The sequence below is a fragment of the Psychromonas sp. KJ10-10 genome (assembly GCF_047323245.1).
Classification (GTDB): Bacteria; Pseudomonadota; Gammaproteobacteria; order Enterobacterales; family Psychromonadaceae; genus Psychromonas.
This window is the reverse complement of record NZ_CP178826.1, coordinates 4,218,179-4,243,318: the sequence shown is the minus strand read 5'-3', so window position 1 is coordinate 4,243,318 and position 25,140 is coordinate 4,218,179. Positions and strand designations below refer to the sequence as shown.

Below are 25,140 nucleotides of genomic sequence, written 5' to 3'. Positions count from 1 at the left end.
GATTTGATGTTTTTTATTGATTAAAATGCAGATTAAGTAATACAATAGAAAACGTCGGATGGGTTAACTTTATAAAATAGAGGTAACCATGAAAAAATTTATTAAGATTAATGAAGCTGATAATGTTGTTGTTTGTTTGGAAGATTTTTATAAGAATGAAGTCATTGATCTAGGTGGACTAGAAATATTACTAAAAGAAAACATTCACCGTGGTGGTAAATTAGCGATCACCAATATTGAAATTAATGGTGACGTTGTGAAATATGGTACTGCAATAGGCCATGCAACTCAGCCTATAAGTACTGGCTCATTAGTACATACCCATAACCTGAAAACTAATCTCTCTGGCTCTGATAGCTATTCATACGATCCCAATTTTATAGCCTCAAAAGAAATGGGGTTGCTCGATAAAACATTTATGGGATTTGCAAGAGAGAATGGTGATGTGGGAATAAGAAATGAGATTTGGATTATTCCTACTGTTGGCTGTGTTAATGGCATCGCCAAACAAGCTATTAAAGAGTTCACCACACAAATAGAAGCATTGGAATGCGATGGTGTATATTTATTCCCACATAATTATGGTTGTTCGCAATTAGGTGATGATCATGAAAACACCAAAAAAATTCTAGCTGATATGGTTCGTCACCCAAATGCTGGTGGCGTATTAGTAATTGGTTTAGGGTGTGAAAACAATCAAATTGATCCATTTAAGGAAGCTGTTGGGTCTATCAATGATTCCCGTGTAAAATATATGGTTGCTCAGCAAGTTGAAGATGAGATAGAAGTGGCTGTTGATTATCTGCAACAAATATATTCAGTAGTTAAAGAAGACCAGAGAACTGAAATTAAAATAGGTAAACTAAAAGTTGGCTTAGAATGTGGCGGTTCTGATGGTCTATCGGGAATAACAGCAAACCCTCTTCTTGGCTTATTTTCTGATTACCTAATTGAAAAAGGCGGTACATCTGTACTGACTGAAGTTCCAGAAATGTTTGGTGCTGAACATATTCTTTTTGAGCGCTGTATCGATAAGTCAACTTTTGACCAAGCGGTTGAAATGGTAAATAGCTTTAAACAGTATTTTATCGATCATAATCAACCAATATACGAGAACCCATCGCCAGGCAATAAAGCTGGAGGTATTACCACACTAGAAGATAAGTCTATGGGCTGTACTCAAAAAGCAGGCTCTAGTACCGTAATGGGTGTTCTTAAGTACGGAGAAGTATTAAAAATACCCGGACTTAACTTGTTGAGTGCACCAGGTAACGATGCTGTTGCAACTTCCGCTCTTGCAACTAGTGGTTGTCACATGGTTCTGTTTTCTACTGGCCGAGGAACCCCTTACGGTGGTTTTGTACCCACAGTCAAGTTAGCCACCAACACTGAGCTAGCTAATAAGAAAAAGCACTGGATAGATTTTAATGCAGGTGCTCTATTAGATGGCGGTTCTATGCCAGAACTATTGGAGAAATTCATAGATTTGATCTGTGAAATAGCCAGTGGAACTCCTACGAAAAATGAAGTAAATGATATTAGAGAGCTAGCGATATTTAAATCAGGTGTAACCTTATAATCTAAGATAAAACCGAACGGCTTACCTAGGTTACTGGACTTAGGTAAGTCTTAATTTTGCAATTCGAAATATCACATCTAGTTTAAACTTCTACAAATAGGCGGGTTGCTTTTCCTTTCTGCTCTAATTGATTTTTTATTGGAGAATGTTAAATATCTTAGCCTCAAATAAATAATAAAATACATAACAGTGTTATGTGTATAAAAGTGTTGCGATAGCCTTTTGATTAAACAATAAGGGAAGTCTATTAGCTATTTTTAAAGCTCCTATTTCTGATATAATCACGCTTCTTGAATGCCATTTAGATACTGAATCTGTTACTGGCTGTTTTGTGGATTTTATTATTTAAACTGGTGCTCTATGCAAAATTTCCCTTCAAATCGCTTTTCCATCGCCCCCATGCTTGATTGGATCTGTTTTTAAGCTATATAAGGCTTTGTGAGTATTTAGGCGCACCATGGGCGTACCGTTTCTTTTGAAGGGGACTCAGGGCGTACCGGCTAGATCGTTTCATCTCACCCTCAGAATAAAGAATTTTGTTTCATTCATTTACTTACTTGGGAACGTTTTAACTACGCTCACTTTCTCCTATACCGAGCGTAATAAGCTATCTCGCAACCGCCCCCAAAGCGCCTTATAAATAGATAAATGTCTAGAAAGTTTAATTGTGTGAACTCAACTTATAATAAAAAAATGAAACTGGTTAATATAACAATTTGGGCTTAGAAACGAAGCCAAACACTAACCATACCTTTACGGTTAAAAAACAGCCATCTAATGTTGTTTTTTTGTTCTGTGGTTTTATAGCTAATATCAAACAATCAACTAACAAATTTAAATGGTTTGTGTTGCTTTCATGATGAAGTGACTATTTTTATAAGAAAAATGGCTCATTTAACATAACTGTCATTTTGTGCATATTACATTACTTGTGCGGAACAAGGTTTACTTGCACTCATACGTTTGTGATATTGTTTATATCTTTCTTGCTTATTTTTAAGCGAAAATTCACTATCAATAGAGTTATATATTATGAAAAATATTATTTGTGTCGTTTGCATTTTATTTACATCGGTAGTGCTATCTGCTGATTTTAATAAAGGCTTAGATGCTGCGGATGAAGGTGACTTCAAAACAGCCTACAAAGAATGGCATCCACTTGCCGAACAGGGTGATTCCGATGCGCAATTCAGTTTAGGAGTTATGTACGACAATGGGCGGGGTGTACTCCAAGATTATAAACAAGCAGTCTATTGGTACCGTAAAAGCCGCCGAACAGGGGGATGCCGATGCGCAATTCAATTTAGGAATTATGTACAGCAATGGGTTGGGTGTACTCCAAGATTATAAAAAAGCGACCAATTGGTACCGTAAAGCCGCCGAACAGGGTGATGCCGACGCGCAATTCAGTTTAGGAGTTATGTACAACAATGGGCGGGGTGTACTCCAAGATTATAAACAAGCAGTCAATTGGTACCGAAAAGTCACCGAACCAGGGTGATGCCGGTGCGCAATTCAATTTAGGAGCTATGTACAGCAATGGGTTGGGTGTACTCCAAGATTCTAAACAAGCGACCAATTGGTACCGTAAAGCCGCCGAACAGGGTGATGCCGATGCGCAATTCAATTTAGGGACTATGTACGACAATGGACGAGGTGTACTCCAAGATTCTAAACAAGCGACCAATTGGTACCGTAAAGTCGCCGAACAGGGTGATGCCGATGCGCAATTCAATTTAGGAACTATGTACGGCAGAGGGCTGGGTGTACTCCAAGATTCTAAACAAGCAGTCTATTGGTACCGTAAAGCGACCGAACAGAGTGATGCCGGTGCGCAATTCAATTTAGGGACTATGTACGACAATGGACGAGGTGTACTCCAAGATTATAAACAAGCAGTCAATTGGTACCGTAAAGCCGCCGAACAGGGTGATGCCAGTGCGCAATTCAATTTAGGAACTATGTACGACAATGGGCATGGTGTACTCCAAGATTATAAACAAGCAGTCTATTGGTACCGTAAAGTCGCCGAACAGGGTGATGCCGATGCGCAATTCAATTTAGGGACTATGTACGACAATGGACAGGGTGTACTCCAAGATTATAAACAAGCGACCAATTGGTACCGTAAAAGTCGCCGAACAGGGTGATGCCAGTGCGCAATTCAATTTAGGAACTATGTACGACAATGGGCATGGTGTACTCCAAGATTATAAACAAGCGTATATGTGGTTTAATTTAGCTAGATATAATGGTTACGACGCAGAAAAATCATTTAATATTATCACACCTCATATGACGACAAAAGATATAAGTCACGCGCAAGAAATGTCTAAATCATGCTTAGAATCTAATTATACAAAATGTAATTAATGTATTTACCATAACGCCCGTTATATGCACAACTTCGAGGCTACCTGAAATAGTGGCCTTTTTTGTTCCTAGCGGTAAATTTTCTAAGGCGGTTTGTGCCCATAGCGCCACAGCAGGTAAAATAATTGTGCTCGCTTTATCCCAAAAGTGAGCGAATTATTATTCTATTTGCTTACCAATGAAGCCTCATTAGGTGCAGTGTGGAAGTCAGCGACTTGAGTGGTTCTGGTTGTCGCTTCAGTCAATGCATTACTTTTTAATTTTATATACTTATATTTTCTAAGCGTTACTCATCAGCACTATTTTAAGTGCTGGCTAACAGCATACTGGGCGTAATAAAGAGGTAACACGATATTCTCTTTTTCTAATACTGAAGAGCCTTGTGTACCCGCTAACTTGATTGTTTTATGGGGTTGGCATTTAGTTATATAAGATTGCAAAGATTTGGCGCGTGTGCGTTTGCCACTTTTCACTTCAATTGGGATAATCTGCCCTTCATTGTCAGTTGCAATAAACTCGATTTCTGCTCTGGCGTCACCCCATGAGAAGGTTGGATCTACCCCTTGTGCTACAAATTCTTGCTGTACAAAGTTTTCAGCGATGTAGCCTTTATATTCAAAGCCTTGTTGTTTTATTTCTTTATAACCTATACCTAACATATGGTTAAGCAATCCTGTATCAAATAAGAAAAGCTTCACTTTGTTTTCTTTTTGGTAAGCGACTAAAGGGCTACGTGGCAGACCGTCTGTGGGGTAGTTCTTCAGTACTAATCGGCATTTATCTAACCAAGTGATCGCACTTTCAAAATCGCCATAACGAGATTTACGATCATGAACACCTTTAAATTTAAATCGTTTTACAGATTCATCGATAACCGAAGCAAGTTGTGAGGGCACATTACGGAAGACCGATTCGATTACGCTAGCATCGACTTTTCCTGAGTACTTGCCAAAGTCCCGTAAGTAACCTGAAATTAAGTTTGCATGGATATTTTCTACAGCTTCAACACGCTCTAATATGCTTTTATGTTTTAATTCAAACCAAGTATTAACGGCTTCAGGCATACCACCCGTAAAATAATAGTCCGTTAGTTTATCAAATAACTTAGTATGGGCAGGTGCTGAATTCACTTGGTTTTCAAAGGCTTTGATTAATGCGGCTTCACCTGATGCCAATAAAAATTCATAAAATGTCAGCGGGCGTAAATTGTCTTGCTCAACTTTACCGACAGGGAATGAATTTAATAAGCCAATGTTAGAGCCACTGGTCGCGATATACATTTGTGGTGCTTTTTCAGAAAAGTATTTCAGGGCGGTTACGGCTCTTTGGCATTCTCCTATTTCATCTAAAATCAGCAAGTCCGAAGTAGGGTTAAACACTTTATTGGTTAACAATTCAATATTGGATAGAATGTTTTCAGGTGTTAATGATCCAGAAAAAGCTTCAGCCATTTCTGGAGATTCAAGAAAGTCAATGCGCAGAACATTGTCAAAATGTTCACCGAATAAGCTTTGCAATAGATAGGTTTTACCTGTTTGACGAGCGCCGTCGATCAGTAAAGGTTTACGCGTTTCCTTTTCTTTCCATTCGATTAATTTTTTTATTCGTGATCGTCGCATCGTTATATCTCAAGTTATTTATTAAATATGATTACACTTTAATGCGCATTAAAAGTCAACAATGTACATTTTTATGCGCATAAAAATGTGAAGCGTGTTTTTGTACATATAGATAAGCGATATAGCCGATAGTTAAGAGTATGTAACGATAAATCTTTAAAGAAGTTTGAAAGATTTTTTCAAATGAAAAATAACGAGTGTATTAGAGATCTAAAAATCGATTAGACTTTAAAAATAAGTTACATTATACAGCGCCTAAAGGCGTACTCACTTATTGCGATTCAAAGTGGTTCATCTCGATTTAAAGCGATAAAAACCAAAATAAGAAAGATTAACGAGAAATTTAAAATATATGAAATCTGTAACTGATTGTATTTACAACACAAACCGCTTTTCCATTGCCCCCATGCTTGATTGGACTGATAGACATTGTCGTCATTTTCATCGCGTAATGAGTAAAAATACCCTGTTGTATACTGAAATGGTGACCACTGGTGCTATTTTATATGGCAAAGGGGATTATCTACAAAAGGTGATAGTGAACATCCGGTTTGTTTGCAGTTAGGGGGCTTTCTTCGCGGTTGATTTAGCAAAATCTGCGCTAGCAGGAAAAGAGCGTGGTTACGATGAAATAAACCTTAATGTGGGGTGTCCTTCGGATCGTGTTCAAAATGGTCGCTTTGGTGCTTGTTTGATGGCGGAAGGTGAGTTAGTTGGTGATGCAATTAAAGCAATGCAGGATGCCTCTGGCCTGCCTGTTTCAGTGAAAACACGTATTGGTATTGATGATTTAGATTCCTATGAATTTTTATGTGACTTTATTGACACTGTGCATGGTAAAGGTTGTGATACGTTTATCGTTCATGCTCGTAAAGCCTGGTTAAGTGGTTTAAGCCCAAAACAAAATAGAGATATTCCACCTTTGGATTATGAGCGTGTTTATCAGCTTAAAAAAGATTTTCCAAAGCTGACGATTGCTATTAATGGTGGCATTAAAACCTTAGATGAATGTGAAGCGCATTTACAACATTTAGATGGTGTGATGTTAGGCCGTGAAATCTATGCTAATCCTTATTTATTAAGTACTGTTGACCAGCGTCTGTTTAATTCAACAGAAAAAGCATTAACACGTTTTCAAGTATTAGAGGAAATGTATCCTTATATTGAGCAACAGCTTAGCAACGGTTCCTATTTAAATCATATTGCTCGACATATGTTAGGTTTATTTCAAGGTTTGCCAGGTGCACGTGCGTGGCGTCGTCATTTAAGTGAAAATGGGCACCTCCCGGGTTCTGGTATTGATACAATGCAAGAGTGCGCTTCATTTGTTACTGAAGAATAAAATCGGAGATTAAAATGAAAAACTGGCTATTCACACTAAGTTTTATGACCTGTTTAACTGTATTAGCAGGGTGTAGTTCCTCTATTGATAAAGTAGAGCAAGATGTTAGCGAACCTAAAATGATGGTTGTAAGTAGCGCTAAACCATCGGAGGTGTTGCCAGCATTTACTACTTTTACTTGGAGTAATGAATATAGTTTGGTGTTGTCTGCTAAAAGTGATGAAGATAAAAGGGATGTGCAACAATATATTGCCGGTGAAATTATTCGTTATTTAGAAACAAAGGGTTATCGTTACCAAGCAGATCGGCTTAAGGCTGACGTCACTATTGGTTTTTTGTTTTCACTGGAAGACAATTTAGCTAATCAAAGTATTCAAAATAAATTTGGTTTACTACCGAATGTGATTAAAAGCGGTGTATCCACTAAACGTTATGAAAAGGGATCTTTTTTATTGATGGTGCTTGATGATAATTTAGAGCAAATTTATTGGCGCTCTGGTGTTCAAGGCTTTGTTGGTTTTGAAGCCGATAAAAAAAGTCATACTACTAACGTGATGCAAATTGTATTGAGCTTAATGATGGGAGATTTCCCACTCGCAGGTCGATAAACCTTTTTAATCGCAATGAAAAACCACATTGATATGTGGTTTTTGTATCTGTTTTTTTATTTAAGATAGCTTTTTAATAAATCTATTTTCTATTATTTGATAACCACAGGATTGCATAAATTCTTTAGTGGTAGCCTGCTCATCTTCTCTAATATTGGCTAACGGCATTGTAACTGTGCTGATGTTTTTATTGCTTAGATGCTTTTCGACTTCACCTAATAAGTTCTTGCCCACACCTCGGCGTCTTGTAATTTCTCGCACACATAAATGCTTTAATGTTGCTTGCTCATCCTTTGTAATAACCTCAACCGCGCCAAGGTGGCGAGCATTAAATAGGGTCACAAAAAATAGACTTTGAGGATCACTGATAAGAGATTTTAATGAGGCATCAGTAAGATCTTGCTCATTTAAATAACCTTGGTAAAGCTTTTTAAGGTCGATCAATAGTTGCGGAGAATTTTCTGGAATAAAAACAGATAGGCGCATAATAAACTCTTCTTTTATTGTGTTTGTTTAGTGTGGTTGATAATAATATTCTGAGCCTGTTGCCATTCGTTGCGTTTTTTTGCTATCGCTAAACGCTCACTTTGTGATAATAATTGGTGTAATGGCACGAGATCAAATTGTTGATTTTGCTGTGTGAAATTATCACGAAGAAACTGAATAGTTTCTGGATAAGGATGCGCAATGATTACAACGGGAAGGTTATTTTTGCCTATTTCAAGCGCCTGTTGAAGCTGTTCTGTCATTGCTTTGTTGGTTTTTATATTATCTAAAAAAATATGGCGACGAAGTGCGGGAACCCCTGATATTTGTGCGGTGCTTTGGGCAATAGTCTGAGCGCTAGTACGACTATCTAAAAAATATAAACCTTGTTTATTTAACACTTCCATAGTCCACTGCATAGGTTCTATATGTTCCGTTAAGGTACTGCCCATGTGATTATTCATTGCAGTTGCGCCAGGGAAGTAGTGTAACGCTTTGCTGAGTTCTTCTTTGAAAACTAACTCTTGCATATTAAGCATCAAAGCGCCTTTACCGAGCTTTTCATTGTGAATTTTGGCCTGCATTGGCATATGAAGCAATAATTCGCGGTTTTGACTATGAGCCTGTTTCGCCAGCTTTTTTGCAAAGGGGGTATAGGGTAAAACAGCAAAAGTGATTTGTGTTGGTAGTTTCAATGCCTGTAGATCATGTTTGCTATTACCAAGATCATCGAGAACAATAGCTAGTTGAATTGGTGGTTTAGCAAAACTTAAGGTCGCTGTGTAAAACAAGCACAAAGGTAAGCATTATGCTTGTTAATCGAAAAATCATTAATAAAGTGCTCTGCTTAGTAACGGTGAGGCTCTAGCCATTTAATTGGATCTTCTGCTTTACCTTTGTGGCTTAGCTCGAAATAAAGACTATTTTTATCCTGTCCGCCACTATGGCCTGCCAGTGCAATGGCATCACCTTGAAAGACAATATCGCCGGTTTTTTGAAGTAGTGTTTGGTTATAGCCATATAAAGTTATGTAATCATCACTATGATCAAGTGCGATGACCATACCGTAACCTTTAAAGTAACCTGCAAACAAGACACGCCCGGTGGCAACCGCACGTACTTTTTCACCTTCGTTAGTCGCAATAGAAAGTCCTTTCCATTTAACTTGATCGCTACGTTTACTTCCAAATCGGGCTAATACCTTACCTTTGATTGGCCATTCTAGTTTGCCTTTTAAGCTAGATATTTTCGAGTGAGTTTGTGTTTCGCTTTTGGGTTGAATCTTTTTAGTGGCTTTAGCCCTTGTCTGCGACTAACTCTTTTTCTGCACGCGCTTCACGTTGTTTTTTAAGTTGTGCTTTGAGGTTTTTTTCTGCATCACCAAGTTGCGCTAAGCGAGCGGATTGATAATTGATATCTTGTTGTAACTCTCGAAGTGCCTTGGTGCGTTTATCACGTTGCTCAACTAATTTATTTTTGCTTGAGGCTAGTGTATCGCGCATCGCTTTTAGACTAAGTAAGGATTGTTCTTGATCTGATTTGTTTTTTTCGATGCTTTGCTGGGTTGCATGTAGTTGTTCAATACTTTCTAAGCGCGCTCTATTAAGGTAATCATAATAACTTTTTGCACGAATAATTTTGCTTAGATCTTCTTGATTTAAGAGTAACTTAACCAGATCATTTTGACCTGCCATATAAGCACTAATAAGCTGTTGTTCAAGAAGTTTTTGGTTTTTAATTCTATCAATATTTAATTGTTCAGTTTCGTTTTGTAAGTCTTTATAGCGTTTTTCTTCTAATTTAAGTGCTTCTTCTGTTTGTTGTAATTTCAGACTAGCACTGCTGTTTCTTGCTCTGATTTGGCAATTTCTTCTTCTAGGGTTTGTTGTTTCTTGGTTTGAGCTGATTTACTGCTTTTACTTTCTTTAATCTGTTTTTGCAGTGTTGTCAGGTTATTAGTCGCAAAGAGATCTTTCACTGGCAGAAATATAAGTGAAACTAAAAGGAGACTATGTAACAAGTGTGTTTGCACACTCATCTTTTTAGGCAGTTTTTTAGAAATGACTTTGCTATTCATTGACGATTCTACTTTTATGAATTCAGTATTTAGAAACTTTACCTACTTTAGCAAAAGAAGTTGAGTAAAATAACTAAATACTGAGGGATTTGTCTATTTTAATGAAATTAAAGGAGTTCCTGTCATTTCAGTTGGGATTTCCATACCCATTAAGCTAAGCATTGTTGGTGCGATATCGCATAAACGTCCGCCTTTTTGCATGGTTGCAGGGTGACTGAAATAGATAAATGGCACTGGCAAATTAGTATGTGCAGTGTGAACGCCACCTGTTTCAGGGTCGATCATTTGCTCTGCATTACCGTGGTCAGCAGTGATTAAACACTCACCATCAACTTCTTTTAATGCTTCAATCACGTCACCAATACTCGTATCAACGGCTTCACATGCTTTAACAGTTGCTTCGTAAACGCCAGTATGACCAACCATATCACCATTTGGATAGTTACATATGATTACATCGTATTCTTGGCTACGGATAGCGGCGGTTAGTTTCTCAGTTAATTCAGCAGAGCTCATTTCTGGTTGTAAATCGTAAGTTGCAACAGCAGGAGATTTAATCAGTGTACGTGCTTCACCTTTAAACTCGTTTTCAATACCACCGTTAAAGAAGAAAGTAACATGTGCATATTTTTCTGTTTCAGAAATACGTAATTGCGTTTTATCGTGAGTAGATAACCATTCACCTAGCGTATTGTTTAGAGACTCACTTGGGAAAGCGACTGGTGCTGTGATGCTATCCGCGTATTCTGTCAGTGTTACAAAATTAATTGCTGGTGTTGCATTGCGTTTAAAGCCATCAAAGTTTTCGTCAGTGAATGCATAAGTGATTTCACGAGCACGGTCAGCACGGAAGTTTAAAAATAAAACAGCATCACCATCTTCCATTGGTGCGGCTTCACCGATAACAGTTGCTTTTACAAACTCATCATTTTCATCACGAGCATAAGCATTTTCTAAACCAACTAATGCGTCATCAGCTGCAAATTCACCTTTTGCTTCTGCTAACAAGTTGTAAGCTTCTTCCACACGATCCCAACGAGAATCACGATCAAGAGCATAGTAACGGCCAACTAATGATACAGTACGACCTACACCAAATTTTTTGTATGCTTCTTCAAATTTAATGAGAGTACCTGTCTGCACTACGTGGTGGCGTATCACGACCATCTAAGAATGCGTGTAAATATACTTTTTTAGCGCCACGTTTTGCGACTAGCTCAATAGCGGCTACGATGTGATCGTCATGGCTATGAACACCACCTGGTGATGCAAGTCCTAAAATGTGTACCGCTTTGTCAGCTTTAACAGCTTTGTCGATTGCTTCAACAAAGACTGCATTTTCAAAAAAGTCGCCATCTTGGATTGCTTTGGTTACTTTGGTAAGGCTTTGATAAACAGTACGTCCAGCACCAATGTTAGTATGGCCAACTTCAGAGTTACCCATTTGACCATCAGGTAGACCTACATCCATACCTGATGCAGAAATAAGATCGTTTGCATATTCGCTACAAAGTTTATCAAGAACCGGTGTTTTTGCATTTGAAACAGCATTGTCTGGCATATCTGGGCGGTAACCCCAGCCATCCATGATAAGTAATACGAGAGGTTTTTAGCAGTTGTCATTTGGCTTTCCTTTAAAGGTTAATAATAAAATATTATGCCGTTATTTTACTACATTTGAGACGCTTGTCACTGCGTGGATCAATTGAAGCTTAATTTTACAATATTATTTTGCTTTTTCGTAAACAAATTAGGCTTAGTTTGATATGGCCACTAGACCTCCAGCATGCTGAATTTTGCATCTTGAATGGTAACGGGTATATAATGCGGTCGAATTTTTCCTTAAACTTAAAAAGAGCATAATAATGCAAGAATATATAGATTTTCTAACCAACAATCCGATGTTATCACTTGCTTGGGTAGCTATCGCTGTTTTATTAATCCATCATCAAATAAAAGATAAAATTAGTGGTGTTAAAAACATTACTACTCAAGAAGCAACAATGCTAATCAATAAGCAAGATGCGATTGTTGTTGATGTTCGCTCTAAAGAAGATTTTCAAAACGGTCATATTGTTAATGCAAAAAATATAACTCTGTCACAAATAGAAAAAGGAAGTTTTTCTGCTATTGAAAGTCATAAACAAACCCCCATTATAGTTGTTTGTGATACAGGAGCGCGTTCAGCAAGTGCGACTTCTAAGTTAGTTAAAGCTGAATTTACACAGGTAACTAATCTCTTTTCTGGTATGAGCGGATGGAAGTCTGCAAATTTACCCACAACGAAGAAGTAAAATATGGCAACAGTAACTATATATACAACACCTTGGTGTCCTTACTGCATAAGAGCAAAGCAATTATTGGATAATAAGGAAGTTGAGTACACAGAAATTGATGTATCTGCGCCAGATGCACGCGCGAATATGACGTCATTAACTGGTGGTAGAACGGTACCGCAAGTGTTGATCAATGATCAAGCCACGGGCGGTTGCGATGAACTCCATGCATTAGAAAGAAGTGGCGAGTTGGATAAATTGCTTAGCGCATAATCTCGCCTAATTTCAAAATGGCTTTTCTATTAAATAATAAAACGCATAATAGAAAAGCGACACTATCAAAGCATTCATAACTAAAAATACACTTTAATAAGGGAATAACTAAAATGGCAGAGCAACAAGAACAAGCAGACACAAATCGACTTTAATATTCAACGTATCTTCGTGAAAGATATTTCGTTTGAATGCCCAAATTCGCCACATATCTTCAAAAAAGAATGGGCTCCAGAAGTTTCAATGGATCTTGATACAAAAAGCCAAAAACTTGAAGAAGGTGTTTATGAAGTTGTATTAACGCTGACAACGACTGCAAAAGTAGGTGAAGATGTTGCTTTTTTATGTGAAATACAACAAGCAGGTATTTTCACTGTCGGTTTAACTGAGCCAACACAATTGGCACATTGCTTAAATGCTTTTTGTCCTAACATCCTATTTCCATATGCTCGCGAAGCTGTTTCAAACTTAGTGACTCGTGGTACTTTCCCACAACTTAACCTTGCTCCAGTAAACTTTGATGCTTTGTTCCAAAATGCTTTAGTTCAACAACAAGCAGAACAAGCTAAACAAAGCCCTGAAGTCGCAACATTAGATTCTTAATCTAAATAACAACACCTATTTAGCCTCGGGCGAAGGGTGTTGTTTCCAATCAAAAGGTACTTAAATGGCAGATAAAAAAGCCATTACAGTCTTAGGCGCAGGGTCATATGGCACTGCGCTTGCTGTATCTTTGGCGCGAAATGGCCACCCAACTGTTATTTGGGGGCATGAAGCAGATCATATTGCTCGTTTACAAAGTGATGCTGAAAATAAAGAATTTTTACCCGGTGTTTCATTTCCCGAATTGTTAACAGCTGAGTCTGATTTAGCAACTTGTTTGCGTGCGACTAATACTATTTTATTGGTTGTACCTAGTCATGTATTTGGTTTGGTGCTTGAGCAGGTAAAACCTTTGTTAACACCTGCGCACAGAATCGCATGGGCAACTAAGGGGCTAGAAGCGAAAACAGGGCGCTTATTGCAAGAAGTGGCAGTGGATGTGGTTGGAGAACAATATCCATTGGCTGTTATTTCAGGTCCTACCTTTGCAATGGAAGTCGCAAAAGGTTTACCCACAGCAGTTGCCGTTGCAGGTTCAGATAGCCAGTTTACTCAGGATATGGCTGATTTTTTCCATAATAGTAGTAACTTTAGAACCTATATTTCAGATGACTTTACTGCCGTTCAGCTAGGTGGCGCGGTTAAGAATGTGATTGCAATTGGTGCTGGTTTAGCTGATGGGCTTGGTTTTGGTGCAAATGCTCGTACTGCATTGATCACACGTGGTTTAGCTGAGTTAACTCGTTTGGGTCATGCGTTAGGCGCAAAAGAATCTTCATTTATGGGCATGGCTGGGTTAGGTGACTTAGTTTTAACTTGTACCGATAATCAGTCTCGAAACAGACGTTTTGGGCTTGCTTTAGGGCAAGGAAAAGGCATCGAACAAGCACAGGTTGAAATCGGGCAGGTAGTTGAAGGCTATCGTAATACGGAAGAAGTTTATAATCTTGCTAAACGTTTTGATATCGAAATGCCTATTTGTGAACAGATTTATTATGTACTTTATGAAAATAAAGCAGTGAAAGAAGCCGCCGTTGCTTTACTGTCACGAGATAAAAAAGGCGAGTAATACGCTAATTTTAAAAAGGCTTCATTGTGAAGCCTTTTTTAATTGTCTTTTTTGATATCAATTGCTTAAGAGTTGATAACTATTCTTAGGTTTATCTAGTTCTTAATATTACCGCTTACTTTGGTTGAAATTTTTCTAAATAGAACTACTATTTATTTCAACTTTCATTTCAAATTAAATTTCTTTTCCTATATTTAGCTATCAAGAAATAACCTATAACTTAATGATTTTAAAGTTAACTATGTGAGTATTATAGTAGCTCACAGTTATTATTTTTATTGTATGTTATTTTTTGCACTGTGATGAGCTAAAGCTGGGTTAAAAGCACTTAAAGACAACTGTTTTTGCTACTTTTTTAATACTCAATTTATACCGCTATCAGAATAGTGATTGATAAACTTGAGAATAGGTTTTCCATATGCAACTTAGACATTTATTTGTTATTACCTTTTGTGTCCTTGTTATTGTTCCTATGACGTTATTCTGGGTTTGGCCCTATTCAAAAGCATTAGAGTCAGAGATTGAAGGGGTAAATCAAAAGCATTTGCTTATCGCTAAAAACCTTTCAGCTACTTTCGAACTTTATTATAAAAATGTTACTGACATATTTTCTATCATTCCAGAACAATCAGATGAGCAGTTAAAATCTAAACAATTCCAACAACTTTTAAATAGTTATAAATTTACTCAAATCATGCTTATTGATGAGAATGGAAATGTGAATAGTTGCCTATTTAGTCATAAAGGCACTTGTCTTAAGAAAATAAATGAAGATATTTTAACACTCACAAAACAAACACTAGCTGACACAGAAATTAAAATATCGACTGTGACAGAAGATAAAACAATTAATAGTGGTTCAATTTTTCTTGTTGTCGAAAAACGAAACAGTGATGTTTTATTGGGCTACCTTTCGACTGAGTATCTAGTGAAAATGGGTAAACAAGTTGCTTTTGGGCAAAAAGGTTATGCTGTAATTGTTGATCAAGATGGTAACGTATTGACTCATCCTCTTGAATCCTGGGTTAAAGAAAGGCAAAACATTTCAAAAATTAGTCCTGTGCTAAAAATGCTTGAAGGTAAGAGTGGTATTGAACAGTTTTATTCTCCAGCTTTACAGAGAGATATGATAGCAGGGTATACACGTGTTGCTAACGCTCAATGGGGGGTAATGGTTTCTCAACCATTAAAAGAATTAGAAGATCGAGCGCAAAAAATAGATACAACTGCAAGTTTGCTTATGTTACTTGGCCTTGGCTTAGCATTATTGGTTTCTATACCTGTTTCTTTTATTTTAATAAAACCTTTAGACAATTTATTAAAAGCAAATAGATTAATTGAGCAAGGTGGTACAAATGTCAGCATACAACAAAACCTATCAAAAATAATTCCGTTAGAGATTCGTGAACTCACACAGTCATTTTCTAATATAGTGCAACGTATTGAAAAAAATAAAGAAGATATTACTCAATTAGCTTTTTTTGATTCCAATACTGGCTTACCAAATCGTAAATATTTCTATGTTTTGGCAAACAAAGCATTAGAAAAAATGATAAAACGTAATCAAAAAGGTGCGTTGGTGATAATTGATTTTGATGGTTTTAAATCAATTAATGATATCTATGGGCACCGAGCGGGTGATGAGTTGTTGCTTCAATTTGGACAACGCGTCTCGGCATTTTTCTCTCTCAGTGATGAAGAAACGAGTTCACTACTTTTCTGTGGGCCTTTGCCTAAAATCATACCTGCTAGGCTAGGTGGTGATGAATTTGTAATTTTACTGCAAAATATAGAAGATAAAAATGAAGCTATAAAAGAAATCGAAACTTTATTTAACGCCGTCTTTTCTACCTATATTTTATATGGTGAATTAACATTAAATCTGACGGGTAGCGCAGGCATCGCATTGTTCCCAGAGCATGGGGAAAGCTACAATGAATTGATGAAACTAGCTGATAGTGCTATGTCTGAAGCAAAAACAGTTGGTAATAATACCATTAGGTTTTCTGCCAATTAGGCAAAATATTGTATACAAAGTTAGTCAGCTAAAATATTAAAGGCTTCGGTGAGAAGCCTTTAATAACTAACTGAAGTTAGACTTTATGCTTCTTGTAGGATGTTTAGCATACGACGAAGTGGCTCTGCCGCTCCCATAATAATTGATCACCCACTGTGAATGCGCTAACGTATTCAGGGCCCATTGCTAATTTACGAATACGTCCTACAGGAATGCTTAGCGTACCAGTTACTTTCGCTGGAGATAGCTCTTGTACGGTAATATCACGCTCATTAGGAATAACTTTAACCCATTCGTTATGCGATGCTAAAATTGATTCAATTTCAGCCACTGAAACGTCTTTCTTCAACTTCATTGTGATAGCTTGGCTATGACAACGCATTGCACCGATACGAACACATAAACCATCAATAGGTGTTTGTTGATCGCTTGTTCCAAGAATTTTATTCGCTTCAACCTGTGCTTTCCATTCTTCTTTTGATTGGCCAGAAGGCATTGGCACATCAATCCAAGGAATTAGGCTACCTGCAAGTGCAGCACCAAATTGCTCAGTTGGTAAATCATCGCTACGTAAGTGCTCAGCAACCTGTTGATCGATTTCTAAAATAGCAGAAGCAGGATCGGCTAATTTATCAGCAACAAGATCTTTGATTGATCCCATTTGGCTAATCAATTCACGCATATTACGTGCACCAGCGCCCGAAGTCGCTTGGTAAGTATGTGGTGTTACCCATTCAATTAGATCAGCTTCAAATAGTCCGCCTAATGCCATTAATAATAATGAAACCGTACAGTTACCACCGACATAAGTTTTTACGCCTGTTTCTAGGCCATTCTTAATGACGTCTTTGTTAACCGGATCTAAAACAATAATTGATTCATCTTTCATACGTAATGAAGATGCGGCATCAATCCAGTAACCATCCCAGCCACTTGCGCGTAATTTTGGGTAAACCTCATTAGTATAATCGCCACCTTGACAGGTAATGATGATATCCATCTTTTGTAGATCTTCGATAGCAAAGGCATCTTTTAAGGTATCGGTCGGTTTACCAATATCTGGTGAAGCTAATCCCACTTGAGAGGTGGTGAAAAATACAGGTTCAATCGTTGCAAAATCATTTTCATCACGCATTCTTTGCATAAGCACAGAACCAACCATACCGCGCCAACCAACCAAACCAACTTTTTTCATGGGACTAACTTCCTTAATCTTTATTAATAAGTGTATTGAGTAACCGGCTATTGTTTAGCCGAATGATAAATTTACCATTAACTACTTTGCCATGGCTAGTTTTTTGAATGATCTAGCGAAATAAAACTACTTATCGGCACAAATAGTAAGGTTCAAGTGCACGAATAGCGCCTTTAGCTCATTTTATCCAAGTAGATTTGCTGTAGCAAAGTGCCTTGATACCACTTTCGCCTAATTCTCGACCTAACCCAGAGGCTTTGATCCCACCAAACGGCATATGGACATCACTGCTAACGATAGCATTCACAAAGCCTGATCCTGCATCTATGTTGTTAAGCATTACTTCTCCCTTTTTAATATCTTCGGTCCAAATACTTGCGCCTAAGCCAAAGCGAGTCGCGTTGGCCTGTAAAATTGCATCCGCTTCATCTTTAATTTCAATGATGCTGGCAACTGGACCAAATACTTCTTCATCAAAAGCAGGCATGCCCTGTTTGACATTGGTCAGTATAGAGGGGGCATAAAAATAGCCTTCGCCATCTATCGAGTAACAGCCGATTAATGGCTTTGCTCCGGCTTTTATAGAGGCTTGTACCTGTTGATCTACTTTATCTCGGATATCGGCTCTTGCCATTGGTGCGAGGGTGCTACTAGGGTTAAAAGGGTCACCGATTTCTAATGCTTTCACTTTTTCTAATAATAAAGTGGTAAATTCTTGAAGGCGACTGGAAGCCACTAAAAAACGTTTTGTCTGCGATACAAACTTGTCCGGCATTACTAAAACGAGCTAGCATAGCCGCATCTATAACCTTACTCATATCTGCATCATCAAGCACAATAAAGGGATCTGAACCGCCCAATTCTAATATCGCTGGTTTTAGATGTAAGCCAGCGAGTGAAGCTATTTTTCTGCCTGCTACTTCACTGCCCGTAAAGGAGATTGCTTTAACACGTTCATCTGCGATAACTTGGCTGGTTTGTTCAACTGAGATGGTTAAATCCGTCATTAGACCAAGTGGTGCTCCAGCATCGCGAATAACTTTCTCTATCGCTCGGGCACAACGAGGTACATTTGGAGCATGTTTTAATAATAATGCATTACCTGACATCAAGGCTGGGGCAAGGCACCTGAATACCTGCCACAATGGAAAGTTCCAGGGCATGATTGCAAGTACCACACCCCAAGGGTAATAGCTGACTAAACTGCGTTGTGCCGTGGTTTGGATTAACTTAGGCTCAAGCATTTGTTGTGCATTTGCCGCGTAATAGCGACAGACAAGTGCACATTTTTCAACTTCTGCATAAGCTTCTGATAATAATTTACCTGTTTCCAGCGATATTGTTTCAGCCAAAAATTGGCTTTGTTGTTTAAGTTGCGAAGCGATGGCATTGAGCAAACTAGCACGCTCAGAAAAAGATGTTTTTCGCCAAGTAGTAGCAACAAGCTCTGCTTCTGATAAATGTTGCTCTAATTGTGAGTCACTCAAGAAATCAAATTGCGTTAATAATTCACCGGAGGCGGGATTACGAGTTTCAAATTGCATATTAATTACCTTGTTTTGTTGCACTTTTGTTGTTCAGTGGTTCTGAAATTGTAACTTGAAAGTTCAAAAGCCCCTAGGAAGTGCTTGTAATTCTTTGGGGATATTAGGATTTTTGAGACTTATTTGGCGTCTATTTTTAACATTTAGCGACCTAATAAATTGACCATAATGTAATTCAAATAAATTTTCCCAATCTGCATTAACCTGTAAGTCTTGTAATGCGAGTTTCAATTGTTCTGCTAGATCCTGACGTTCCGGATGAACATAAAAAACCAAGGGTAGGGGATAACTGATAAGTAAACTATCCTCTATCGAAAGATCTCCGCTATTATCGAACCCATTATTGTATTCATTAAGTAAACTCTGAGCCTCATTAACTCCTAGAGAAACATAATCACATTTTTTGTCCTTCAGCTGTTGAAACATGTGTGCTAAGGAGCCTTCTTCTAACACCTTAAAACCATTTAAACGAAAAAGATCCGCATCTACCCAAGTAGCAGGAATGCCTGCAATTTTTTGTTTAAGTTCATTTGTAGTCATAGTCGTAAACTGAGTTTGATCTTGCTTTCTGATTATCAGTACTCTTTGCCCTAATAAACCTTTGCAGATTGGTGTTTTTAAACTAATTAAGGGTTTATGATGAAATTTTTTATTACCCGCAACTGTCACTAAAATATCTGTCTGATGCTCGAATACATTGCCTTCATCCTCTGCCTTGGGATGATCTGTTAAGTCATTAGAAACTTTACTGTTTCTTAGGTTAGTGTTGGCTAATAGCAACTCCAGTAAAGCAAGCTCATAGGCTTGACGTGCTGGTGATTTATTACCATTCCAGAAGTTGATTGTTTGTTTATCTATCATTATAGGCCTTTCTTGCTTTATTAAATGATTAACCCAATTAGGATTACTTATTCTTATCAGTTTGTTACGTTTATTTCTTTTTGTGTAAGCGCTTCCCTAATTGCTTGGTGTTAAATATGTTTACTTTGCTAAATAATATTATCCTTTCTTGTTGTGAAAGGACTGTAACTAAGATTAAAAAAGATAGATGAGATCACAATTATTTCATTATGCGAAAATTTGACTTATAGGAGTTTAACTGTTTGTTATTTATTGGTTATTTTCGATATTTGATATGTTGTCAAAATGTTAAGCTATTGATTTTAATTCGCTTGTTTAAATAAAAAATATGTGAGCTATAGTTTGTTTCAGCTTATTCAATCTTGAGGATAAATTTAATTGTTTTACTATCAAACAAAGAAAGCGCTTTCTTTGTGTCTTTTGGGATTAGAATATCTCAATCATGCCTTTAAACATAAAGAGCCCGCTCAGACTTTCATTTATTACCTACTGCACTCTTTGAATGACTTTCTCATTTGCGCAGTGGATATCAATTACTTAAGGACATGTTATGTACAAAAAAACGTTACTTGCTTCGCTTACCACTGGCCTACTGTTAGTCGCATCTGTTCAAGCGACTGAAATCAAACATGGTGGGACATTGACTGTTCCTATTATTAATACTGGTTTCGTTGAAAATTATAATCCTTATACAACGGGCGGGTTATTTGGTGGTGTGCTTTATGAACCTCTTATGACATTTAATCTTAAAACTGGTGGTATCGATTTCCGCTTAGCGGAATCAGTTGAATATTCCGACGACTTAAAAACAATTACGGTTAAGTTACGTGAAAATCTAAAATGGTCTGATGGCCAACCTTTAACTGCGAAGGATGTTGCTTACAGCTTTACAATGACTAAAGACGCACCTGCTTTTGATGGCAAAGCAATGTGGACAACAGGTAATTTGCAGAGTGTGATAGCGACAGATGCACAAACAATAGTATTTACCTTAGATCATGCGGATTCAACCTTTGTTTGGGGGTTACCTGGTTATCATATTGTTCCTGAACATATTTGGGGAAAAGTTGCGACAAAAGACCTACCTACTTTTAAGAATTTAAATCCTGTTGGTAGTGGGCCATTAACAGATATTAAATATCTCAAACCTCAACAAATGCAGATTTGTCGTAACGATAGTTACTATTTAGAAAACCGTCCTTACATTGATTGTATGACATTCCGTTCGTATAACGATAACTCACAAATCCAACCTGCGTTAATGAAAGGTGAAATCGATTGGGGCTCTAATTTTATTGCCGATATCGAAAATACATTCGTAGTCGCTGATCCTGAAAATAATCATTTTTGGTATCCAGCAAACGATGCAATTCACTTATACGTGAATACCAAAGTAAAACCTTTTGATGATTTGCAAGTACGTAAAGCTTTATCAATGGCGTTAAATCGAGACGAAATTGTTGATATTGCGGCTTACGGTTACCCAACGGCTAACTTTAATGCTGGCGGTATTGCTGAGTTATACGGGAAGTTTATCGATAAAAATGTGACAGAAAAATACAAAGATATTACCACCTACGATCCAGAAAAAGCACAAAAGTTACTTGATGATGCTGGTTATATTGACCGTGATGATGATGGTTTCCGCGATATGCCTGATGGTCAACCAATTAACTTTGATATCAATGTTGTGAATGGTTGGACGGATTGGATCCAAGTTGTACAGATGGTTAGCGAGTACTACGAAGAGATCGGTATTAAAGCCAATGTTAAAACCGTTGATTGGTCTATTTACGACTCTGGTTTAAAAAATAGTGAATACACTATGTCAATCAACTGGTCGATGGTAGCAAGTAATCCAATCGAAGCGTTCCAAACATATTTCTTAAACTCACAGGTTGGTAAAAGTTGGCATGCCGGCCATGGTGTTCATTCAGCAGAGATTGATGAGTTAATTAAAAGCTTTGGATTAACTAATGATGCTCAGAAACAACAGCAAATATTAAATGAGTTGCAGGAATTTACTGCCGCAAACTTACCCTTTATTCCATTGTTTTCAAATGCGACATGGTTCCAATACAGCACCGCTAAATTTGTTGGCTGGCCGACTGAAAAAGACCCATATGTTCAACCAAGTTTTTATGATGCAGGTAATCGTAATTTAATTATCAATAACTTACATCTTAAATAACCTTCATCTTACATAAGCAGGGATCGGCTACAAGCTACTGTGTAACGATCCCTAACTAAGAAAGAGCTACTAGTAAGCTCTTGAATAATTGGAAAAAATGATGAGTTTTATATTACGTCGACTTAGTTTTTATTTCACTGCTTTCCTCTTGGCAATATCATTTAACTTCTTTTTGCCAAGAATGATGCCGGGTGACCCAATTGAAGCCATGTTTGTCAGCTGCACAGGGAAAAATGGATCTTGCGCAAATGGATGCAGTAAGGGAAATGTATGGATTTATGAATGGTTCTCTTTTTGAGCAATATGTTTCATATATTCAAAGTGTTTTTACCCTTGATCTTGGTCCTTCAGTATTAATGTTTCCTATCGATGTAACAACCGTAGTGGGAATGTCGTTGCCTTGGACTATGTTCTTAGCCCTAGGATCATTGATTGTTGCTTTAATACTTGGAGTAACTATTGGTACTTATGCTTCTTACCGTCGTGAAGGTTTCTTTGGTCAGTTCGTACCGCCTTTTTTAGCTTTTATCAGTAATTTCCCTTACATAGTAACGGCATTATTACTGTTTTACTTTTTGGTTTAAAGCTAGAACTGTTACCACTCGCTTATACCTATGACCCTGCTATTGATCCTGGATTTACCTTAGAGTTTATCGGCAGTGTTGCTAAGCACGCTATTTTACCAATGGGCTCTATGATCCTAGTTGGTATCGCGACTTGGGTATTTAATATGCGTAACGCGATGATTAATGTGCTCGGTGAAGATTACGTCACCATGGCAGAAGCAAAGGGCTTAAGCAGTTTTCGTGTGATGTATCGTTATGCAGGGCGTAACGCAATATTACCCGTTGCTACTGCTATTGCGATGGCTATTGGTTTCTCTTTTGCTGGCTCAATCATGACTGAAGTCGTGTTTAACTATCAAGGACTTGGCAATATTCTTCTGAAGGGAATAATGGCCCGTGATTACCCACTTATCCAAGCTATTCTGTTAATTCTTGTTACTGCTGTATTAACAGCAAATTTCATCGCCGATCTGCTTTACGTCTGGCTTGACCCACGTATTTCTAAATAAGGTAAAGATATGAATAATCAAAGCACATCAGATGCTAAAGCATCTGATATTCAGCCTAAAGGGACGCTAAGGCTGAAACTAGGCAACCTATGGATGAAAACGAAATCATTTTTCCATGGTAACCCACCGGCAATTATTGGTAGTACGTTATTGGTTGTTATTATATTAGGGGCGTTATTTGCACCAGTATTAGCGACCCATAACCCAGATAAACGTGTTGCTCGTCCACATGTAGCGCCAAATGCCGAGCATATCTTAGGTTCAACACGAAATGGCCGAGATGTTTACAGTCAAGTGCTTCAAGGTGCTCGAAAAACACTCAGTGTGGCATTGTTTGCCGGCATTATCGCAACGGTTATTGCGGTTGGTGTTGGTGTTACCTCTGGATATTTTGGTGGGAAAATTGATGAATGGATGAACTTTATTACTAATGTATTTTTAGTCTTTCCACAATTGCCCTTATTGATTGTACTGGCCGCTTTTCTCGGTCAGGTTGGTTCTGGCGTTATTGCCGTTCTGCTTGGTGTGACTTCTTGGCCCTGGGGGCGAGGGTGATACGTTCGCAAACCATGGCTATCCGCAATAAAGAATTTATTATCTCAGCAGAGGTAATGGGGGAATCAAAGGTACGTATTATTTTGGTGGAAATTTTACCTAATCTTATTTCTATTGTGTTTGGTGGCTTCTTAGGCACGGTTATTTATGCAATGGGCGCTGAAGCGCCGCTTGGTTTCCTTGGTTTAGGTGATGCAACGGAAGTGAGTTGGGGCTCGATGCTATATTGGGCACAAGTATCATCTTCTCTGTATACAGGTGCATGGTGGGAAATGTTAGTTCCTGCAATCGCTTTATCTTTGACCGGCGGTGCTTTGGCACTAATCAATATGTCGATTGACCAGGTGAGCAATCCAAAACTAAAAACGGGTCCACATTTAAAACTTTGGAAAAAACTAAATAAAGAAGCGAATAAACGCAGAGGTCTAGTATGAGTAATCCACTGTTAGAAATAAACAACCTATGTGTTGATTATGTTTCCCCAAACGGTATCGCAAGAGCGGTAAATAATGTCAGCTTATCGATACAGCCAGGTGAAACATTGGGTATTGCCGGTGAATCAGGTTGTGGCAAAAGTACATTAGCCTTTGCCATTGCTCGTTTACATAAAGCGCCAGGTTTAATTCCTGAGGGAGAAATTCTTTATAACGGACAAGATGTCTTAAAAATGTCTAATAAAGCATTACGTGATTTTCGTTGGAATGATGTGTCTGTTGTATTTCAAAGTGCGATGAACTCATTAAATCCGGTGATTACCATTGGTGAACCAGTTAACTGATGTGATCCTTGCGCATAAAAAGATAACGCTTAAAGTCGCCACTGAAAAGGCCGTTGAATTATTGGCGATTGTTGGTTTGCCAGGTGATCGCCTTAAGAGTTTTCCACACCAGTTAAGTGGTGGTATGAGGCAACGTGTAGTGATTGCCATTGCGCTAGCACTTGAGCCTAAGTTGATCATTATGGATGAACCAACCACTGCACTTGATGTAGTGGTTGAGCGTGAAATCCTTAATGAATTATATGATTTAAAAGAAAAGTTTGGTTTCTCTATTTTATTTATCAGTCACGATTTAAGTCTGATGGGTGAAATTGCGGATCGTATTGGCATTATGTACGCCGGCAATTTAATCGAATTAGGTGATGCTAAAACCGTATTTAGCAAACCTAAACACCCTTATACCAAAGGACTTATTTCATCCTTCCCAACCATCCACGGTCCTAAGGAACGTTTGTATGGGATCCCGGGTGATCCGGTGAATCTGCTAGATATTCCAGAGGGCTGTAATTTCAGAGCGCGATGTACTGAATGTGTTGAGCAATGCAAAACTATAGAGCCACAATTAGGGTTATTGGGTGGCCATCATTTTGTTTCATGTCATGTTGCGTCAGGGGAATAA

The 25,140-nt window shown here is 37.9% G+C and carries 25 protein-coding genes and 4 pseudogenes; 18 read left to right on the top strand and 11 right to left on the bottom strand.

The genetic code is table 11. The features are described from left to right. Positions 1-88 precede the first annotated feature (88 nt). The 5 genes from ACLKMH_RS24250 (at position 89) to ACLKMH_RS24230 (ending at position 3,952) form a co-directional block, all read left to right on the top strand. The gene (locus ACLKMH_RS24250) at positions 89-1,579 is read left to right on the top strand and encodes a UxaA family hydrolase (protein WP_413700294.1); all 1,491 of its coding nucleotides are present in this window, start codon (positions 89-91) and stop codon (positions 1,577-1,579) included. A 1,032-nt stretch (positions 1,580-2,611) separates the two neighbouring features. After that, the gene (locus tag ACLKMH_RS24245; protein WP_413700293.1) at positions 2,612-2,929 is read left to right on the top strand and encodes a tetratricopeptide repeat protein; all 318 of its coding nucleotides are present in this window, start codon (positions 2,612-2,614) and stop codon (positions 2,927-2,929) included. Then, positions 2,892-3,080 (top strand): tetratricopeptide repeat protein, encoded by a 189-nt coding sequence (locus ACLKMH_RS24240; RefSeq protein ID WP_413700292.1) that lies wholly within the window; start codon positions 2,892-2,894, stop codon positions 3,078-3,080. Before ACLKMH_RS24245 ends, ACLKMH_RS24240 begins: the two co-directional genes overlap by 38 nt. A gap of 28 nt (positions 3,081-3,108) precedes the next feature. After that, positions 3,109-3,729, top strand: a complete 621-nt coding sequence (locus ACLKMH_RS24235) for a tetratricopeptide repeat protein (protein WP_413700291.1) — start codon at positions 3,109-3,111, stop codon at positions 3,727-3,729. Continuing rightward, positions 3,659-3,952, top strand: coding sequence for a tetratricopeptide repeat protein (locus ACLKMH_RS24230; protein ID WP_413700290.1), 294 nt, complete (start codon positions 3,659-3,661; stop codon positions 3,950-3,952). The genes ACLKMH_RS24235 and ACLKMH_RS24230 overlap by 71 nt, the downstream gene beginning before the upstream one ends. Before the next feature lie 299 nt (positions 3,953-4,251). Here the strand turns inward: ACLKMH_RS24230 and ACLKMH_RS24225 are convergent, their stop codons facing one another. Further along, the gene (locus ACLKMH_RS24225) at positions 4,252-5,571 is read right to left on the bottom strand and encodes an ATP-binding protein (protein WP_413700289.1); all 1,320 of its coding nucleotides are present in this window, start codon (positions 5,569-5,571) and stop codon (positions 4,252-4,254) included. Between the two features lie 352 nt (positions 5,572-5,923). On the opposite strand from ACLKMH_RS24225, the pseudogene dusA reads away from it, so the two are divergent. Both dusA and ACLKMH_RS24215 read left to right on the top strand, forming a co-directional pair. Beyond that, positions 5,924-6,913, top strand: a pseudogene (dusA, locus tag ACLKMH_RS24220) (tRNA dihydrouridine(20/20a) synthase DusA). A 14-nt stretch (positions 6,914-6,927) separates the two neighbouring features. Beyond that, positions 6,928-7,521 carry a DUF4136 domain-containing protein gene (locus ACLKMH_RS24215; RefSeq protein WP_413700288.1) on the top strand — a complete coding sequence of 198 codons (594 nt, stop codon included), beginning with the start codon at positions 6,928-6,930 and terminating at the stop codon, positions 7,519-7,521. 60 nt (positions 7,522-7,581) lie between these two features. On the opposite strand, the gene panM is transcribed toward ACLKMH_RS24215, so the two are convergent. From panM to gpmM, 6 genes and pseudogenes are all read right to left on the bottom strand, one after another. Further along, a complete protein-coding gene (panM, locus tag ACLKMH_RS24210) occupies positions 7,582-8,007 on the bottom strand; it encodes an aspartate 1-decarboxylase autocleavage activator PanM (protein WP_413700287.1) in 426 nt (141 codons plus the stop codon). Between the two features lie 14 nt (positions 8,008-8,021). After that, the gene (locus ACLKMH_RS24205; RefSeq protein ID WP_413700286.1) at positions 8,022-8,804 is read right to left on the bottom strand and encodes a divergent polysaccharide deacetylase family protein; all 783 of its coding nucleotides are present in this window, start codon (positions 8,802-8,804) and stop codon (positions 8,022-8,024) included. A gap of 50 nt (positions 8,805-8,854) precedes the next feature. Next, on the bottom strand, positions 8,855-9,220 hold the full coding sequence (locus ACLKMH_RS24200; RefSeq protein ID WP_413702465.1) for a murein hydrolase activator EnvC family protein: 366 nt from the start codon (positions 9,218-9,220) through the stop codon (positions 8,855-8,857). A gap of 82 nt (positions 9,221-9,302) precedes the next feature. Next, entirely contained in the window at positions 9,303-9,701 is a 399-nt protein-coding gene (locus ACLKMH_RS24195) for a hypothetical protein (RefSeq protein ID WP_413700285.1), read from the bottom strand. Positions 9,702-9,835: 134 nt separating this feature from the next. After that, entirely contained in the window at positions 9,836-10,084 is a 249-nt protein-coding gene (locus ACLKMH_RS24190; RefSeq protein ID WP_413700284.1) for a hypothetical protein, read from the bottom strand. Between the two features lie 93 nt (positions 10,085-10,177). Continuing rightward, a pseudogene (gene gpmM / locus ACLKMH_RS24185) lies at positions 10,178-11,672 on the bottom strand (2,3-bisphosphoglycerate-independent phosphoglycerate mutase). Between the two features lie 277 nt (positions 11,673-11,949). Between gpmM and ACLKMH_RS24180 the strand changes: the two are divergent. The 5 genes from ACLKMH_RS24180 to ACLKMH_RS24160 all read left to right on the top strand — a co-directional run bounded on the left by ACLKMH_RS24180 (position 11,950) and on the right by ACLKMH_RS24160 (position 16,322). Next, positions 11,950-12,378 (top strand): rhodanese-like domain-containing protein, encoded by a 429-nt coding sequence (locus tag ACLKMH_RS24180; RefSeq protein ID WP_413700283.1) that lies wholly within the window; start codon positions 11,950-11,952, stop codon positions 12,376-12,378. Positions 12,379-12,381: 3 nt separating this feature from the next. Then, positions 12,382-12,633, top strand: coding sequence for a glutaredoxin 3 (gene grxC, locus ACLKMH_RS24175; protein ID WP_413700282.1), 252 nt, complete (start codon positions 12,382-12,384; stop codon positions 12,631-12,633). A gap of 144 nt (positions 12,634-12,777) precedes the next feature. Next, positions 12,778-13,236: a protein-export chaperone SecB gene (secB, locus tag ACLKMH_RS24170; protein ID WP_413702464.1), complete on the top strand. Its 459-nt coding sequence runs from the start codon at positions 12,778-12,780 to the stop codon at positions 13,234-13,236. 64 nt (positions 13,237-13,300) lie between these two features. Then, positions 13,301-14,305, top strand: a complete 1,005-nt coding sequence (gene gpsA, locus ACLKMH_RS24165) for an NAD(P)H-dependent glycerol-3-phosphate dehydrogenase (RefSeq protein ID WP_413700281.1) — start codon at positions 13,301-13,303, stop codon at positions 14,303-14,305. 418 nt (positions 14,306-14,723) lie between these two features. Further along, a complete protein-coding gene (locus ACLKMH_RS24160; protein ID WP_413700280.1) occupies positions 14,724-16,322 on the top strand; it encodes a diguanylate cyclase domain-containing protein in 1,599 nt (532 codons plus the stop codon). Positions 16,323-16,405: 83 nt separating this feature from the next. On the opposite strand, the pseudogene asd reads toward ACLKMH_RS24160, so the two are convergent. The 4 genes and pseudogenes from asd to ACLKMH_RS24140 form a co-directional block, all read right to left on the bottom strand. Next, positions 16,406-17,517, bottom strand: a pseudogene (gene asd / locus ACLKMH_RS24155) (aspartate-semialdehyde dehydrogenase). A 178-nt stretch (positions 17,518-17,695) separates the two neighbouring features. Continuing rightward, positions 17,696-18,292, bottom strand: a complete 597-nt coding sequence (locus ACLKMH_RS24150; RefSeq protein WP_413700279.1) for an aldehyde dehydrogenase family protein — start codon at positions 18,290-18,292, stop codon at positions 17,696-17,698. Further along, entirely contained in the window at positions 18,183-19,061 is an 879-nt protein-coding gene (locus tag ACLKMH_RS24145) for an aldehyde dehydrogenase family protein (protein ID WP_413700278.1), read from the bottom strand. Before ACLKMH_RS24145 ends, ACLKMH_RS24150 begins: the two co-directional genes overlap by 110 nt. 63 nt (positions 19,062-19,124) lie before the next feature. After that, positions 19,125-19,922 carry a hypothetical protein gene (locus ACLKMH_RS24140; protein ID WP_413700277.1) on the bottom strand — a complete coding sequence of 266 codons (798 nt, stop codon included), beginning with the start codon at positions 19,920-19,922 and terminating at the stop codon, positions 19,125-19,127. A 550-nt stretch (positions 19,923-20,472) separates the two neighbouring features. On the opposite strand from ACLKMH_RS24140, the gene ACLKMH_RS24135 reads away from it, so the two are divergent. From ACLKMH_RS24135 to ACLKMH_RS24110, 6 genes and pseudogenes are all read left to right on the top strand, one after another. After that, the gene (locus ACLKMH_RS24135) at positions 20,473-22,113 is read left to right on the top strand and encodes an ABC transporter substrate-binding protein (RefSeq protein WP_413700276.1); all 1,641 of its coding nucleotides are present in this window, start codon (positions 20,473-20,475) and stop codon (positions 22,111-22,113) included. A 100-nt stretch (positions 22,114-22,213) separates the two neighbouring features. Further along, a pseudogene (locus ACLKMH_RS24130) lies at positions 22,214-23,188 on the top strand (ABC transporter permease). Positions 23,189-23,197: 9 nt separating this feature from the next. Next, a complete protein-coding gene (locus ACLKMH_RS24125) occupies positions 23,198-23,743 on the top strand; it encodes an ABC transporter permease (protein WP_413700275.1) in 546 nt (181 codons plus the stop codon). Continuing rightward, the gene (locus ACLKMH_RS24120) at positions 23,740-24,177 is read left to right on the top strand and encodes an ABC transporter permease (protein ID WP_413700274.1); all 438 of its coding nucleotides are present in this window, start codon (positions 23,740-23,742) and stop codon (positions 24,175-24,177) included. Before ACLKMH_RS24125 ends, ACLKMH_RS24120 begins: the two co-directional genes overlap by 4 nt. Then, positions 24,174-24,521: an ATP-binding cassette domain-containing protein gene (locus tag ACLKMH_RS24115; protein ID WP_413700273.1), complete on the top strand. Its 348-nt coding sequence runs from the start codon at positions 24,174-24,176 to the stop codon at positions 24,519-24,521. Before ACLKMH_RS24120 ends, ACLKMH_RS24115 begins: the two co-directional genes overlap by 4 nt. After that, positions 24,505-25,140 (top strand): ABC transporter ATP-binding protein, encoded by a 636-nt coding sequence (locus ACLKMH_RS24110; RefSeq protein ID WP_413702463.1) that lies wholly within the window; start codon positions 24,505-24,507, stop codon positions 25,138-25,140. The genes ACLKMH_RS24115 and ACLKMH_RS24110 overlap by 17 nt, the downstream gene beginning before the upstream one ends.

Bases quoted from the DNA above. Each gene is read 5' to 3' on its own strand.
- ACLKMH_RS24230 (WP_413700290.1), top strand. From the start codon at position 3,659: ATGGACAGGGTGTACTCCAAGATTATAAACAAGCGACCAATTGGTACC.
- ACLKMH_RS24115 (WP_413700273.1), top strand. From the start codon at position 24,174: ATGAGTAATCCACTGTTAGAAATAAACAACCTATGTGTTGATTATGTT.
- ACLKMH_RS24160 (WP_413700280.1), top strand. From the start codon at position 14,724: ATGCAACTTAGACATTTATTTGTTATTACCTTTTGTGTCCTTGTTATT.
- ACLKMH_RS24140 (WP_413700277.1), bottom strand. From the start codon at position 19,922: ATGATAGATAAACAAACAATCAACTTCTGGAATGGTAATAAATCACCA.
- ACLKMH_RS24215 (WP_413700288.1), top strand. From the start codon at position 6,928: ATGAAAAACTGGCTATTCACACTAAGTTTTATGACCTGTTTAACTGTA.
- ACLKMH_RS24240 (WP_413700292.1), top strand. From the start codon at position 2,892: ATGTACAGCAATGGGTTGGGTGTACTCCAAGATTATAAAAAAGCGACC.
- ACLKMH_RS24195 (WP_413700285.1), bottom strand. From the start codon at position 9,701: ATGGCAGGTCAAAATGATCTGGTTAAGTTACTCTTAAATCAAGAAGAT.
- panM (WP_413700287.1), bottom strand. From the start codon at position 8,007: ATGCGCCTATCTGTTTTTATTCCAGAAAATTCTCCGCAACTATTGATC.
- gpsA (WP_413700281.1), top strand. From the start codon at position 13,301: ATGGCAGATAAAAAAGCCATTACAGTCTTAGGCGCAGGGTCATATGGC.
- ACLKMH_RS24225 (WP_413700289.1), bottom strand. From the start codon at position 5,571: ATGCGACGATCACGAATAAAAAAATTAATCGAATGGAAAGAAAAGGAA.
- ACLKMH_RS24150 (WP_413700279.1), bottom strand. From the start codon at position 18,292: ATGCCGGACAAGTTTGTATCGCAGACAAAACGTTTTTTAGTGGCTTCC.
- ACLKMH_RS24250 (WP_413700294.1), top strand. From the start codon at position 89: ATGAAAAAATTTATTAAGATTAATGAAGCTGATAATGTTGTTGTTTGT.
- grxC (WP_413700282.1), top strand. From the start codon at position 12,382: ATGGCAACAGTAACTATATATACAACACCTTGGTGTCCTTACTGCATA.
- ACLKMH_RS24125 (WP_413700275.1), top strand. From the start codon at position 23,198: ATGAATAATCAAAGCACATCAGATGCTAAAGCATCTGATATTCAGCCT.
- ACLKMH_RS24235 (WP_413700291.1), top strand. From the start codon at position 3,109: ATGTACAGCAATGGGTTGGGTGTACTCCAAGATTCTAAACAAGCGACC.
- ACLKMH_RS24145 (WP_413700278.1), bottom strand. From the start codon at position 19,061: ATGCAATTTGAAACTCGTAATCCCGCCTCCGGTGAATTATTAACGCAA.
- ACLKMH_RS24190 (WP_413700284.1), bottom strand. From the start codon at position 10,084: ATGAATAGCAAAGTCATTTCTAAAAAACTGCCTAAAAAGATGAGTGTG.
- ACLKMH_RS24180 (WP_413700283.1), top strand. From the start codon at position 11,950: ATGCAAGAATATATAGATTTTCTAACCAACAATCCGATGTTATCACTT.
- ACLKMH_RS24135 (WP_413700276.1), top strand. From the start codon at position 20,473: ATGTACAAAAAAACGTTACTTGCTTCGCTTACCACTGGCCTACTGTTA.
- ACLKMH_RS24245 (WP_413700293.1), top strand. From the start codon at position 2,612: ATGAAAAATATTATTTGTGTCGTTTGCATTTTATTTACATCGGTAGTG.